General features: G+C 73.8%; 12 protein-coding genes. 5 read left to right on the plus strand and 7 right to left on the minus strand.

The genetic code is table 11. The features are described 5' to 3' along the window. Positions 1-59: 59 nt before the first annotated feature. From IRY44_RS26465 to IRY44_RS26480, 4 genes are all read left to right on the plus strand, one after another. Entirely contained in the window at positions 60-1,349 is a 1,290-nt protein-coding gene (locus tag IRY44_RS26465; RefSeq protein WP_194802922.1) for a sensor histidine kinase, read from the plus strand. Then, the gene (locus IRY44_RS26470; RefSeq protein WP_194802923.1) at positions 1,346-2,023 is read left to right on the plus strand and encodes a response regulator transcription factor; all 678 of its coding nucleotides are present in this window, start codon (positions 1,346-1,348) and stop codon (positions 2,021-2,023) included. The genes IRY44_RS26465 and IRY44_RS26470 overlap by 4 nt, the downstream gene beginning before the upstream one ends. 81 nt (positions 2,024-2,104) lie before the next feature. After that, positions 2,105-2,998, plus strand: a complete 894-nt coding sequence (locus tag IRY44_RS26475; protein ID WP_194802924.1) for an ABC transporter ATP-binding protein — start codon at positions 2,105-2,107, stop codon at positions 2,996-2,998. Next, a complete protein-coding gene (locus tag IRY44_RS26480) occupies positions 2,995-4,056 on the plus strand; it encodes an ABC transporter permease (protein ID WP_194802925.1) in 1,062 nt (353 codons plus the stop codon). Before IRY44_RS26475 ends, IRY44_RS26480 begins: the two co-directional genes overlap by 4 nt. 63 nt (positions 4,057-4,119) lie before the next feature. On the opposite strand, the gene IRY44_RS26485 is transcribed toward IRY44_RS26480, so the two are convergent. The 7 genes from IRY44_RS26485 to pgsA form a co-directional block, all read right to left on the minus strand. Next, positions 4,120-4,869: a YebC/PmpR family DNA-binding transcriptional regulator gene (locus tag IRY44_RS26485; RefSeq protein ID WP_013285436.1), complete on the minus strand. Its 750-nt coding sequence runs from the start codon at positions 4,867-4,869 to the stop codon at positions 4,120-4,122. 230 nt (positions 4,870-5,099) lie between these two features. Further along, the gene (gene pdxT / locus IRY44_RS26490) at positions 5,100-5,705 is read right to left on the minus strand and encodes a pyridoxal 5'-phosphate synthase glutaminase subunit PdxT (RefSeq protein WP_194802926.1); all 606 of its coding nucleotides are present in this window, start codon (positions 5,703-5,705) and stop codon (positions 5,100-5,102) included. A 7-nt stretch (positions 5,706-5,712) separates the two neighbouring features. After that, positions 5,713-6,624 (minus strand): pyridoxal 5'-phosphate synthase lyase subunit PdxS, encoded by a 912-nt coding sequence (gene pdxS / locus IRY44_RS26495; protein ID WP_194802927.1) that lies wholly within the window; start codon positions 6,622-6,624, stop codon positions 5,713-5,715. Positions 6,625-6,750: 126 nt separating this feature from the next. Further along, entirely contained in the window at positions 6,751-7,254 is a 504-nt protein-coding gene (locus IRY44_RS26500) for a hypothetical protein (protein ID WP_120570569.1), read from the minus strand. Positions 7,255-7,336: 82 nt separating this feature from the next. Beyond that, positions 7,337-8,497 (minus strand): glycosyltransferase family 4 protein, encoded by a 1,161-nt coding sequence (locus tag IRY44_RS26505; RefSeq protein ID WP_194802928.1) that lies wholly within the window; start codon positions 8,495-8,497, stop codon positions 7,337-7,339. Positions 8,498-8,506: 9 nt separating this feature from the next. Continuing rightward, on the minus strand, positions 8,507-9,439 hold the full coding sequence (locus tag IRY44_RS26510) for a phosphatidylinositol mannoside acyltransferase (RefSeq protein ID WP_194802929.1): 933 nt from the start codon (positions 9,437-9,439) through the stop codon (positions 8,507-8,509). Beyond that, entirely contained in the window at positions 9,436-10,056 is a 621-nt protein-coding gene (pgsA, locus tag IRY44_RS26515) for a phosphatidylinositol phosphate synthase (RefSeq protein WP_194802930.1), read from the minus strand. Before pgsA ends, IRY44_RS26510 begins: the two co-directional genes overlap by 4 nt. A 252-nt stretch (positions 10,057-10,308) precedes the next feature. Between pgsA and IRY44_RS26520 the strand changes: the two genes are divergently transcribed. After that, the gene (locus IRY44_RS26520; protein WP_194802931.1) at positions 10,309-12,465 is read left to right on the plus strand and encodes an elongation factor G-like protein EF-G2; all 2,157 of its coding nucleotides are present in this window, start codon (positions 10,309-10,311) and stop codon (positions 12,463-12,465) included. Positions 12,466-12,530 lie beyond the last annotated feature (65 nt).

The following is a 12,530-nucleotide window of genomic DNA, read 5'->3' on the forward strand; positions in this document are numbered from 1 at the left end:
CGGCCCACCCGTTTACGCCCCGGGCACCGCATCGGCGGCAGCGGTGGCATGGTCGTACGGTGAGCACCGCACCCACCACCGCCTGGCGCCGGCCGGCTCCCACAGCCGCGCAGCTGCGCGCCGACCTCTGGGTCGGGCTCGCGGTCACCGTGCTGGCCCTGTTCGAGCTGACGCTGGCGCACAGCACCGGGGCCTTCCTGCTCGGGCCACCGCCGAGCGTCGCCGAGCAGATCTGGTGGACCGTGGCGGTGACCGCCCCGCTGGCCGTACGGCGGCGGTGGCCCGCCACCGTCGCCGTGCTCGTCTCGATCGCCTTCGTCGCGGGGCAGGCGCGGGCGGTCCCGCTCGCCCAGCTCCCGTCGGGCGCGCTGTTCGCCGCCCTCTTCACGCTCGGCGCGTGGGGCACCGACCGGCGGCTGGCCGGGCGGCTGCGGGCCGGCATCATCGTGGCGATGTTCGGCTGGCTCGCGCTGTCCCTCGCGCTGCGGGCCGACCAGATCACCGCCGCCTCCTTCGCCGACGCCGCCGGCCCGGTGCCGCCGGTGCTCGCCGCCGTCGTGAACGGCGTGCTCTACAACGTGCTGTTCTTCGGGTTCGCCTACTACTCCGGGCAGACCGCCTGGGTGGCCGCGCGCCGCCGGCACGCACTGCACGAGCAAGCCGAGCAGCTGCGCCGCTCGCAGGTCGAGGCGCGCGAGCGCGCGGTGATGGGCGAGCGGGTCCGCATCGCCCGCGAACTGCACGACGTGGTCGCCCACCACGTGTCGGTGATGGGCGTGCAGGCCGCCGCGTGCCGGCGCGTGTTCGACAGGGACCGGGACAAAGCGCGTACCGCCCTGGCCGCGATCGAGGAGACGGCCCGCACCTCCGTCGACGAGCTGCGCCGGATGCTCGGCGTGCTGCGCGACCCGGACGCCGCTGCCGGCACGGCCACCGCGCCGGAGGACACCGCCGGCATCGACCAGGTCGCCGCGCTCGTCGACCGGGCCCGGGAGACCGGGCTCCGAGCCGACGTCGGCGTGTACGGGGAACCGGTGCCGCTGCCGCGCTCGGTGTCGCAGGCGGCGTACCGGATCGTGCAGGAGGCCGTGACGAATGTGGTCAAGCACGCCCACGCCACCACGCTGGACGTGCGGATCCGCTATCTGGCGAGGGACCTGGAGATCGACGTGAGCGACGACGGACACGGCGCCGTACCGGCCGCCGGGGCCGGGCTCGGCCTGATCGGCATGCGGGAGCGGGTCGCCGCGCACGGCGGTGAGGTGGAGGCCGGACCACGCCCCGGCGGCGGGTTCCGGGTCCGGGCCCGCATGCCGCTGCCGGTCGAGGCCACCGGGCGGGCGGCGTGACCGCCCCGGTGCGGGTGCTGCTCGTCGACGACCAGCACCTGGTCCGGACCGGTTTCCGGGTCATCCTGGAGGTCGAGGACGACATCGAGGTGGTCGGCGAGGCCGCCGACGGGCAGCGTGCCGTGTCGATGGCGGCCGCGCTGCGTCCCGACGTGGTGCTGATGGACGTGGAGATGCCGGTGCTCGACGGGCTGGAGGCCACCCGCCGGATCACCGCCGACGCGACACCGGGCGGCCCGGCGGTGCTGATCCTCACCACGTTCGACCACGACGACTACCTGTTCGCCGCGCTGCGCGCCGGGGCGAGCGGCTTCCTGCTGAAGAACGGCACCCCGGAGGACCTGATCGAGGCGGTCCGGGTGGTGGCGCGCGGCGAGGGACTCATCGCGCCGGCGCTCACCCGGCGGGTGATCTCCACGTTCGCCCGGCCCGGCGCGGTCCCGCCGGACCCGCGGCACGACGCGGCCACCGCGGACCTGACGCCGCGCGAGCGGGAGGTGCTGGAACTGGTCGCGCGCGGGGCCAGCAACGCCGAGATCGCGGACGTGCTGCACGTCGGCGAGGCGACGGTGAAGACCCACGTCAGCCGCGTACTGGCCAAGCTCGGGCTGCGCGACCGGGTGCAGGCGGTGGTGTTCGCGTACGAGCACGGGGTGGTCCGGCCCGGCGGATGAGGCCCGTCCGCCGCGCGACGGACCCGATGATCGCTCCGTGGTGGGACGACGGGAGCGACGGCCGGCCGTAGCGTCGGGATCATGACCAGCGTGCTCCGCCTCGACGGCGTCGACCGCAGCTTCGGCGGCCGTCAGGTGCTCAAAGACGTCTCCTTCGACGTGACCGCCGGGCGCATGACCGGATTCGTCGGCGGCAACGGCGCCGGCAAGACCACCACCATGCGGATCGTCCTCGGCGTGCTCGCCCCGGACGCGGGGCAGGTGACGTGGCGGGGACAGCCGCTCACCCGCGAGGCCCGGGCCCGGTTCGGCTACATGCCGGAGGAACGCGGCCTCTACCCGAAGATGACGCCCCGCGAGCAGGTGGTCCACCTCGGCCGCCTGTACGGGCTGGACGCCGCCGGGGCGCGCCGGCGTACCGACGCGCTGCTGGAGCGCGTCGGTCTCGGCGAGCGGGCCGACGACCTGCTGGAGACGCTGTCGCTGGGCAACCAGCAGCGCGCGCAGATCGCCGCGGCGCTGGTGCACGACCCGGAGGTGCTGATCCTGGACGAGCCGTTCTCCGGGCTCGACCCGCTCGCCGTCGACATGGTGGTGGCCGTGCTGCGGGAACGGGCCGCCGCCGGCGCGCCGGTGCTGTTCTCCAGTCACCAGCTCGACGTGGTGGAGCGGCTCTGCGACGACCTGGTGCTCATCGCGGACGGCACCATCCGGGCCGCGGGCCCGCGCGAGGAGCTGCGCGCCGCGTACACGCTGCCCCGGTTCTCGCTCGTGGTGGACGGCGACGCTGGCTGGCTGCGCGACCAGCCCGGCGTGCGGCTGGTCGACCTCGACGGCGCGCGCGCCGTGTTCGAGGTGGACCCGCCCGCCGACGACCAGTCGGTGCTGCGCGCGGCGCTGGACCGCGGCCCGGTGCGCGCGTTCGGCCCGGTCACCCCGTCCCTCGCCGAGATCTTCCGAGAGGTCAACCAGTGAACACGTTCCAGGCCACCCGGCTGGTCGCGGCCCGCGAGATCAAGGTCAAGGTCCGCGACAAGACGTTCCTCTACAGCACGCTGATCTTCCTGCTGCTCGCCGTCGTCGCCACCGTCGTGCCGGCGCTGATGAGCAGCGGTCCATCCACTGTGGCGGTGACCGCGGCCGGCGCCGAACCGCTGCGCGCGGCCGGGCTGGACGTCATGCTCGTCGCCGACGACGGCGCCGCCGAACAGGCGGTACGCGACGGCGACGCGGACGCCGCGGTGGTGACCGGCCCGGTCGTGGTCGCCGACGAGCGGGCCCCGGACGACGTGGTCTCCGCGCTCAGCGCGGCTCCGCAGGTGAAGCTGCTGGACCCGGACGCGGTGGACCCGCTCGTCGCCTACCTGGTGCCGTTCGCGTTCGCGTTCGTCTTCTTCTTCATGTCCCAGACGTTCGGGTTGCAGATCGCGCAGAGCGTCACCGAGGAGAAGCAGACCCGGATCGTGGAGATCCTGGTCGCCGCCGTGCCGGCCCGGGCGCTGCTGGCCGGCAAGATCCTCGCCGCGGGCGCGCTGGCGCTCGGGCAGATCACCCTGATCGCGGCAGTCGCGCTGATCGGCATGCGCCTCACCGACGGCGGTGACCTGCTGGGCCTGATCGCGCCCGCGATCGGCTGGTTCGTACCGTTCTTCCTGTGTGGCTTCCTGCTGCTGGCGGCCATGTGGGCGGCCGCCGGGGCGCTGGTGAACCGGCAGGAGGACATCGCCGGGGCGTCCACGCCGGTGCAGCTCGCGGTGATGGCGCCGTTCTTCGCCGTGGTGTTCCTCAACGACAACGCCGCCGCGATGCGGATCCTGTCGTACCTGCCGATCTCCTCGCCCACCGCGATGCCGGTACGGCTGTTCACCGGCGACGCGGCGCCCTGGGAGCCGTTCGTGTCGCTGGCGCTGCTGCTGCTCGCGGCGGCCGGGTTCCTGCTCGCCGGGGCGCGGATCTACGAGGGTTCGCTGCTGCGCACCAACGGCCGGACCTCGGTTCGGACGGCGTGGCGGCAACGCGAGCCGATCGGCTGACCGCGAGACGGTGAGCGCCGGCCACCCGATGAGGGTGGCCGGCGCTCCGCGCGTCGGGGCGGTTCAGCCGACCGCGGCCATGACCTCATCGGAGACGTCGAAGTTGGCGTAGACGTTCTGCACGTCGTCGCAGTCCTCCAGCACGTCGATCAGCTTGAAGATCTTGCGCGCACCCTCCTCGTCCAGCGGCACGTTCACGCTGGGGATGAGGGAGGACTCGGCCGACTCGTACTCGATACCGGCGTCCTGCAGCGCGGTGCGGACCGCGACCAGGTCGCCCGGCTCGGAGACCACCTCGTACGCCTCGCCGAGGTCGTTGACCTCCTCCGCGCCCGCGTCGAGCACGGCCATCATCACGTCGTCCTCGCTGGTGCCGGCCTTGGGGACGATCACCACGCCCTTGCGGGAGAACATGTACGACACCGAGCCCGCGTCGGCCAGCGAGCCGCCGTTGCGGGTCAGCGCGGTACGCACCTCGGTGGCGGCACGGTTGCGGTTGTCGGTGAGACACTCGATCAGCATCGCCACGCCGTTCGGGCCGTAACCCTCGTACATGATCGTCTGCCAGTCGGCGCCGCCGGCCTCCAGGCCGGAGCCGCGCTTGACCGCGCGGTCGATGTTGTCGTTCGGGACCGAGTTCTTCTTCGCCTTCTGGATGGCGTCGTAGAGAGTCGGGTTACCGGCCGGGTCACCGCCGCCGGTACGGGCGGCCACCTCGACGTTCTTGATCAGCTTGGCGAACATCTTGCCGCGCTTGGCGTCGATGACCGCCTTCTTGTGCTTGGTCGTCGCCCACTTTGAGTGGCCGGACATCTGTTACCTCCGTTGCTACCCGCCGTCTGCATCGACCGCACCGCACACGCCCCGCTCCCCCACCGGCGCACGTCGAGGTGCTGTGATCTTCGCTGGGAGCCGCGGCGGGCTGATGGCCCTGCCGAATCTCGGCAATCCTACCGGCGGCGGGCGGGTCACTGTCACGCGCCGCACGGCACCGGCCCGTCCCAGCCCACCCGAACCGGTACAACCAGGGACGGACCGGCCGCTCAGGAGGCGGCCCGGACCAGCTCCACGAAGTGCCGGTGCAGCCGCAGGTCGCCGGTCAGCTCCGGGTGGAACGAGGTGGCAAGCAGGTTGCCCTGGCGTACCGCGACGATCCGGTCCGCGGCCGGGCCGTCGGTCACCCGGCCGAGCACCTCGACGTCCGGGCCGACGCGCTCGACCCAGGGCGCCCTGATGAAGACGGCGTGGAACGGGCCCCCGTCGACGCCGGTGAGCGCCACCGGCGCCTCGAACGAGTCGACCTGACGGCCGAACGCGTTGCGCCGCACCGTCATGTCGACGCCGGCGAAGCCGCGCTGGTCGGGGCGGCCGTCCAGCACCTCGGCAGCCAGCATGATCAGGCCGGCGCAGGAGCCGTAGACCGGCATGCCGGCGGCGATCCGCTTGTCGATCGGCTCGCGCATCTCGAAGACGTCCACCAGCTTGCTGATCGTCGTGGACTCACCGCCGGGCACCACCAGGCCGTCGACCGCGTCCAGCTCGCCCGGCCGCCGCACCGGCCGGGCGTCGGCGCCCGCGCCGGTCAGCGCCGCGACGTGCTCGCGTACGTCGCCCTGAAGCGCGAGCACGCCGATCACCGGTACGGTCACGCCGCGCTCACCAGCCGCGCTCGGCCAGGCGGTGCGGCTGGGGGATCTCGTCGACGTTGATGCCGACCATCGCCTCGCCCAGCCCACGGGAGACCTTGGCGAGCACGTCCGGGTCGTCGTGGAACGTGGTCGCCTTGACGATCGCGGCGGCCCGCTGGGCCGGGTTGCCGGACTTGAAGATGCCGGAGCCGACGAAGACGCCCTCGGCGCCGAGCTGCATCATCATGGCCGCGTCCGCAGGGGTCGCGATGCCGCCCGCGGTGAACAGCACGACCGGCAGCTTGCCCTGCTCGGCGACCTCCTTGACCAGCTCGTACGGGGCCTGCAGCTCCTTGGCCGCGACGTACAGCTCGTCGTCGGGCAGCGACTGGAGCCGGCGGATCTCCTGCCGGATCTTGCGCATGTGGGTGGTGGCGTTGGAGACGTCCCCGGTGCCCGCCTCGCCCTTCGAGCGGATCATCGCGGCGCCCTCGGTGATCCGGCGCAGCGCCTCGCCCAGGTTCGTCGCGCCGCACACGAACGGCACGGTGAACGCCCACTTGTCGATGTGGTTGGCGTAGTCGGCCGGGGTCAGCACCTCGGACTCGTCGACGTAGTCGACGCCGAGCGCCTGGAGGATCCGCGCCTCGACGAAGTGGCCGATACGGGCCTTGGCCATCACCGGGATCGAGACGGCGGAGATGATGCCGTCGATCATGTCCGGGTCGCTCATCCGGGACACGCCGCCCTGCGCGCGGATGTCGGCCGGTACGCGCTCCAGGGCCATCACGGCCACAGCGCCGGCGTCCTCGGCGATCTTCGCCTGCTCGGGGGTGACCACGTCCATGATCACACCGCCCTTGAGCATCTCGGCCATGCCGCGCTTGACGCGGGCGGTGCCGACGGCGGTGGCGGGGGTCGGGGCTGCGGATTCAGACACGGGACATCGCTCCTCGGCGTGCTCGGGAGGTGACTGCGCAGGAATGCTACGACCGGCGCGACGCCGGTCCGAGCGCCAATCGAACCCCCGGTGGCCTGCCGTGTGGCCCCCGTCACGGCCGGTGCATCAGCCGGTGGTCACGTCCGCGTGCGACGCCAGCGTCGGGTCGTCGATGTCGAAGTAGCGCGGCCACTCCCGGCCGCGCCCCATCCGGAACAGCCGTACCACCGGACGCCCCCGCGCCGAGCGGGCGTCCCGAACCAGGTCGGTGTGCACCTGCCGGGCCAGCGCCAGCCGCCGGCTCGCCGCGATCACCGCCGCGCACGCCGGGTCGTCCGGGTCCAGCCGCACCCCGCGCAACTGCCGGGTCAGGTCGTTCTCGGCCGCCTCGCGCTCCTCCGGAGCGGCGTCCAGCGCGATCCGGGCGGCGGCGTACAGCTCCACGCCGTACCGCTGCTCGGCCAGGACCGCGGCGGCGGCCGCGCGGCGCAGCAGGTGCGCGTCCAGCGCGCGGGCCGCCGAGTCCGCGCGGACCTGCAGCCGCTGCACGCGGCCGGAGGTCCAGATCAGGTACGCCGAGAGCAGCCCGAGCACCGCGACCGCGCCCACCACCCACCACATGCCCGGCATCGTAGTGCTGCTCCTCATCCCGGCCGGCCGGCGCTCGCACCGGCAGACGCGCTCGTCACAGCGGCCGCAGCGGCCACAGCGGTCAGCCCAGACCCGCCCACTCCTGGTCCATGACCCGGCCGTCGGTGGCCTCGATCGCGGCTGCGTATACCTCCAGAACGCGGCGGGCAACCACGGGCCAGTCGAAATTCGCCACCACCTGGTCGCCGCAGGCGGTCAGCCCGGCGCGGCGTCCGTCGTCGTCGAGCAGCTCGGACAGCGCGGCGCCCAGTGCGGTCGCGTCGCCGGTCGGGAACAGCCGCCCGGCCCGTCCGCCGTCGAGCACCCGGCGGAACGCGTCCAGGTCGCTGGCGACCACGGTGGTTCCGGCGGCCAGCGCCTCGGTGAGGATCATCCCGAAGGACTCCCCTCCGGTGTTCGGTGCGACGTAGAGGTGCACGCTGCGCAGCATGCGTGCCTTGTCCGCCTCGGAGACCAGGCCGAGGAACGTGACCCGGTCGCGCAGGCCGGCCGGGAACCGCCCGTACAGCTCGTCGGCGTCACCCGGCCCGGCGACCAGCAGACGCAGCCCGGGGCGGTGCGGCGCCAACGCGACGAACGCGTCCCGCAGGATCGGGAAGCCCTTGCGCGGCTCGGTGAAGCGGCCCAGGAACCCGAGCGTGCCGCCGGTGCCCGGGGCGCACTCCCCCGGCCAGCCCGGCAGCGGCGGCACCCCGGCGAACTTCGCCACCGCCACCCCGTTCGGGATCTCCACCGCGCCGCCGTCCATGTGCTCGACCTGCACCTTGCGGGCCAGGGCGCTGACCGCGATCCGGGCGGTGATCCGCTCCAGCACGATCTGGAGCACGCCCTGCGCGGCCGACAGCACCCGGGAACGGGTCATCGCGGTGTGGAACGTGGCCACCACCGGGCCGCGGGCGCAGAGCACCGCCAGCATCGACAGGCTCGGCGTGAGCGGCTCGTGCACGTGCAGCACGTCGAAGTCGCCCCGGGTGATCCAGCGCCGCACCCGGGCGGTGGAGACCGGGCCGAACGCGATCCGGGCCACCGACCCGTTGTACGGCAGCGGCACCGCCCGGCCGGCCGACACCACGTACGGCGGCAGCGCCGAGTCCTCGTCGGCGGGCGCCAGGACGCTCACCTCGTGGCCGAGCCCGAGCAGCGCCTCGGCCAGGTCCATGACGTGGTTCTGCACGCCGCCCGGCACGTCGAACGAGTACGGGCACACGATGCCGATACGCACTGCGCCCCCCTAGACCGTCCCGGTGGTGGCCGGTGGCCGCGGCGACGTGGGCGTACCGTCCCGGTCCTGGTCCAGCCACATCCGCTGCAACATGTGCCAGTCTTGCGGATGCCGGGCGATGCCCGCCGCCAGACCGTCGGCAATCCGCTGCGTCACCGCGCGTACCCGCTCGTCGAGCGGGGCGCCGTCCGGGTCCGGCAGCGGCAGCGGGCCGTCGATGGACGCGCACGCCGCGTCCGGTTCGTACCACATCGAGGCCACGTAGAGCGGGGCGCCGGTGCGGATGGCCAGCAGCGCCGGGCCGGCCGGCATCCGGGTCCGGCCGCCGAAGAAGTCCACCTCCACGCCCCGGGCGGACAGGTCCCGGTCGGCGAGCAGGGGCACCACGTAACCGGCACGCAGCCGGTCCACCAGCACGTCGAACGCGGGACGCGGGCCACCGCGGTTGGGCAGGATCTCCATCCCCAGCCCCTCCCGGAACCCGACGAACCGCTCGTAGACGCCGTCCGGGAGCCGCTCCGCCACCGTGGTCATCGGCCAGCCGGTAGCAGCCACCCAGGCGCCCGCGGCGTCCCAGTTGCCGGCATGCGGCAGCGCCACCACGGCGCCCCGGCCGGCCGCCACGTCGGCGGCGAGCAGTTCCTGCCCGTCCAGGCGGAATCCGGCGAGGATCTCGGCCCGGCTCAGGCCAGGCAGCCGGAACGCCTCCATCCAGTACCGGGCGTACGAGCGCAAGCCCTCGCGCACCAGCACGTCCAGCTCCGCGTCGGGCAGCTCCGGGCCGACCACCCGGCGCAGGTTGGCGCGCAGTCGACGCGTACCCCCGCCGTCCTTGCGGTGGGCGCGGTCGGCGCCCGCCCGGAAGGCCGCGGCCGCGACGGGCCGGGGCAGCGCGCGGATCAGGCGCCAGCCCGCGACGAAGCCCGCCTCGGTGAGATTCACTCGACGCCGACCCGCTGGGCCTGGCGGTACACGTGGGCCATCCGCTGCCCCACGGTGAAGATCGAGACGGCGGCGAGCAGCCAGAGGGCGATCTCCAGCGCGGGACGCACGCCGACGCCGGTGAGCAGGCCGCCGACGCCGACGATGAGCAGCCGCTCGGTGCGCTCGGCGATGCCCACGTTGCAGGTCATCCCGAGCCCCTCGGCGCGGGCCTTGACGTAGGAGACCAGACCACCGGCGGCCAGGCAGATCAGCGCCGCCGCCACGCCCGAGTAGTCGTGCTCGGTGGCCAGCCAGTACGCGACCGCGCCGAACACCGCACTGTCGGCGATCCGGTCCATGCTCGAGTCGAGGAACGCCCCGAACCGGGTGGACCCGCCGCTCATCCGCGCCATCGTGCCGTCGAGCAGGTCGGTGAGAGCGAAGACCGTGACGATCAGCGCGCCGGCGACCAGATGGCCGCGCGCGCCGAAGCCGAGCGCGCCGACGAGCACGCCGGCGGTTCCGGTCACGGTGACCGCATTGGGGGACACGCCCGCACGCAGCAGCGCGCGGGCGACCGGCTCCACGACGCGGGTCATGCCCGCGCGGGCCGTCACTTGGAAGATCTTCGCCATGGCGGTCCCACGATAACGGCCCGCAACCGCCGGGGACACAGCCGGGCGTACGACCCGCCCGGCGGCCCTTGTGCGGGCACCCGCGCGGGTGTGAGATCGAGCCAGGAGGTGAGCCAGTTCACCGGATCACCGGTCCGCGTTCCCGTCCAGCAGGAGATCACCGGAAGATATCGCCGCGGCGCCCGTCCCGGGTCCGCTCCCCCGTCGCCCGCGGCGGTCGCCACCACCACCGGTTGAGGGAGGTGCGCCGCGATGGCGCAGAAGAACGAGAAGGGTGTCACCGGCGGCGCGCCGGTGGTGACCGAGCCCGGCAGGGTTCGCAACGTGGTGCTCGTCGGGCACTCCGGTGCCGGAAAGACGACGCTCGTCGAGGCGCTGCTGGCCGCCAGCGGCACGATCGGCCGGGCCGGCGCCGTCACCGAGGGCACCACCGTCTGCGACCACGACCCCGCCGCCGTACGCCAGCAACGCTCGGTGAGCCTGGCCTGCGCCCCGCTGACGCACCGCGACGTCAAGGTCAACCTGCTGGACACCCCGGGGTACGGCGACTTCGTCGGCGAGCTGCGCGCCGGGCTGCGCGCCGCCGACGCGGCGCTGTTCGTGGTCTCCGCCGTCGACGGCATGGACGCCGCCACCGCCGCCCTCTGGGAGGAGTGCGCCGCCGTCGACATGCCCCGGGCCGTGGCGGTCTCCCGGCTGGACCACCCGCGCGCCGACTTCGACGAGGCGGTGGCGCTGTGCCAGCGCGTCTTCGGCGACAACGTACTCCCGCTCTACCTGCCCATGCTCGGCGACGACGGCGAGTCGGTGGCCGGGCTGATGGGGCTGATCACCCGCCGGGTGTACGACTACTCCGACGGGCTGCCGGCGGCGGTGCGCGAACCGGACCCGCAGCACCTGCCGGCCATCCAGGAGTCCCGCGACGAGCTGATCGAGGGGATCATCGCGGAGAGCGAGGACGAGACCCTGATGGACCGCTACCTCGGCGGCGAGGAGATCGACGCCGAGGTGCTCATCACCGACCTGGAGACCGCCGTCGCGCGCGGCCACTTCTACCCCGTGGTGCCGGTCTGCGCGGAGACCGGCGTCGGCCTGGACGCGCTGCTCGACGGCCTGGTCGCGGCGTTCCCGTCGCCGCTGGAGCACGACCTGCCCGCGGTCACCGGCGTGGACGGCTCGCCCCGCCCGCCGCTGACCTGCGACCCGGACGGCCCGCTCGTCGCCGAGGTGGTCAAGACGACAGTCGACAGGCACGTGGGGCGGGTCTCGCTGGTGCGCGTCTTCTCCGGCACGCTCCGCCCCGACCAGGTGATCCACGTGTCGGGTCACGGCATGGCCGAGCGCGGCCACCCGGACCACGACGCCGACGAGCGGGTCGGCCACGTCTACAGCCCGCTGGGCGCGACGCTGCGCGAGGTGGCCGCCTGCGTCGCCGGTGACCTGTGCGCGATCACCAAGTCGGGCAGCGCGGAGACCGGCGACACCATCTCGGCCAAGGACGACCCGCTGCTGATCGCGCCCTGGGAGATGCCCGAGCCGCTGCTGCCGGTGGCGATCACGGCGCGCAGCCGGGCCGACGAGGACGCGCTGGCCCGCAACCTGTCCCGGCTGGTCGCCGGCGACCCGACGCTACGGCTCGAACGCAACCCGGAGACCCACCAGCTCGTGCTCTGGTGCATGGGCGAGGCACACGCCGACGTGGTGCTCGACCGGCTGCGCGGCGGCGGCGTCGAGCTGGACACCGAGCCGGTCCGGGTGCCGCTGCGCGAGACGTTCACCGCCGCCGCGCGCGGGCACGGCCGGCACGTCAAGCAGTCCGGCGGCCACGGCCAGTACGCGGTCTGCGACATCGAGGTGGAACCGCTGCCCCGGGGCGCCGGCTTCGAGTTCGTCGACCGGGTGGTCGGCGGCGCCGTCCCGCACAACTACATCCCGTCGGTGGAGAAGGGCGTCCGGGCGCAGATGGAGCGCGGTCTGGTCGCCGGCTACCCGGTGGTGGACCTGCGGGTCACGCTGGTCGACGGCAAGGCGCACAGCGTCGACTCCTCCGACGCGGCGTTCCAGACCGCCGGCGCGCTGGCGCTGCGCGAGGCCGCCGAGAAGGGCCAGCCGGCACTGCTGGAGCCGGTCGACGAGATCACCGTACGGGTGCCCGACTCGTCGGTCGGCGCGGTGATGGGCGACCTGTCCGGGCGGCGCGGCCGGGTGCTCGGCACCGAGCCGGACCCGGACGCCGAGGGTCGGACGCTGGTCCGCGCCGAGGTGCCCGCGACCGAGTTGCTGCGGTACGCCGTCGAGCTGCGCTCGATGACGGCCGGCACCGGCACGTTCCGCCGCGAGTTCGCCCGCCACGAGCCCATGCCGGCCCACCTGGCCGACCAGGCCCGCAAGGAGTCCACCACCCGCTGACCCCGCGATCTTGCACTTACCGCCCCCCCCAAATGGGGCGTTTCCGGCAACCGGGGGGCGGTAAG

It is taken from the genome of Micromonospora sp. ANENR4 (genome assembly GCF_015354395.1).
Lineage (GTDB): Bacteria > Actinomycetota > Actinomycetes > Mycobacteriales > Micromonosporaceae > Micromonospora > Micromonospora aurantiaca.